Consider the following 1350-nt stretch of genomic DNA (forward strand, 5'->3'; position numbering starts at 1 on the left):
GGTGGCGGAACTAAGTATGAGGAAGGCAAATGGACGAAACCTGATTTCAAAGTTGCACAATTTGATGCTGATGGCACAGAAAATGACGAGAAGACTTATCACAATGTTGCTGCTGCTTTTGAAGGTGTTAACAGTACTTTCACTACTCTGAATGAAGAGATTGGGGATGTAAGAGACAGTATCCTTGTTAAGCAAGAAGAAGAGGTGACGTCAAGTCGTAGTCTTCGTGCAGGGGGATCGGGTGTTATCACTATAGGTAAGGCAGCAGGCGGTACGGAAGTAAGTATTCTCAACAATGAAAATGCAACGCGGAAACTTTCCGGAGTGAGTGCTGGAACACTCTCAGAAAGCTCAACGGATGCGGTGAATGGCTCGCAGCTTTTTACAACCAATAAAAATGTTACTAAGGTTGCTGAGCATACAGCAAAATATTTTGGCGGAGGCGCCAAGTATGAGAGTGAAGAGTGGACAGATCCAAGTTTCAAGGTTAAGACCGTTAAGGAAGATGGTAGTGATGTTGAAGAGCAGAGCTATGCAAGTGTTGCGGAAGCCTTTGAGGGTGTAGGTAATTCTTTCCAGAACATTCATAAAGAGATTACACAAAGCAATACGGCGGTTACTGAAAACATTAAGCAGAATGCGTTGATGTGGGGTGAGAAAGAGGGAGCTTTTGTAGCCTTGCATGGAGAAGAAAATAGCAAAAGCAACAGCAAGATTAAGTATCTTGCGAATGGAGATATTTCTAAAGACTCAAATGATGCGGTGAATGGCTCACAACTCTATTCTATGAATAAAACGGTTGCGACCTATTTCGGTGGAGGAGCTGGATATAATGAGAATGGTGAATGGACCGCTCCCACTTTCAAGGTTAAGACTGTTAAGGAAGATGGCAAGGATGAAGAGAAGAGCTATGATAATGTTGCGGATGCGTTAGCAGGAGTAGGGACGTCTTTCACGAATATTCACNAACAAGGAGATTAACAAAGTCGTAGGCGATAGCTTAGTTAAACAAGATGAAAAGACGCATGTTATTAGCATTGGAGGTGAAAAAGGCGGTACAAGCATCAATATTGCAAACACTGATGGTACGAAACGTACTCTTTCCGGAGTGCATGATGGAACGGTTTCGGAAACCTCAAGTGATGCGGTGAATGGTTCACAGCTTTATTCCATGAATAAAACGGTTGCGACCTATTTCGGTGGAGGAGCCGGCTATAATGATAAGGGAGAGTGGAGTGCCCCAAGTTTCAAGGTTACCGCAATCAAAGAAGATGGAAAAGATGAAGAGAAGAGCTATGATAATGTTGCGGATGCGTTAGCAGGAGTAGGGACGTCTTTCACGAATATTCA

At 43.4% G+C, this 1350-nt stretch carries 1 protein-coding gene and 1 pseudogene; both read left to right on the top strand.

Annotated features, from left to right (window positions below; all coding sequences use genetic code 11):
* Positions 1 to 981 (top strand): annotated as a pseudogene (locus ACFIK1_RS09350) (hypothetical protein); the annotation flags it as partial.
* 127 nt (positions 982 to 1108) lie between these two features.
* On the top strand, positions 1109 to 1350 hold a 242-nt coding region (locus tag ACFIK1_RS09355; RefSeq protein WP_375662652.1), incomplete at its 3' end, for a hypothetical protein.

The sequence above is a fragment of the Bartonella sp. OC16QHHD genome, from assembly GCF_042194035.1.
In the GTDB taxonomy this organism is placed as follows: domain Bacteria; phylum Pseudomonadota; class Alphaproteobacteria; order Rhizobiales; family Rhizobiaceae; genus Bartonella.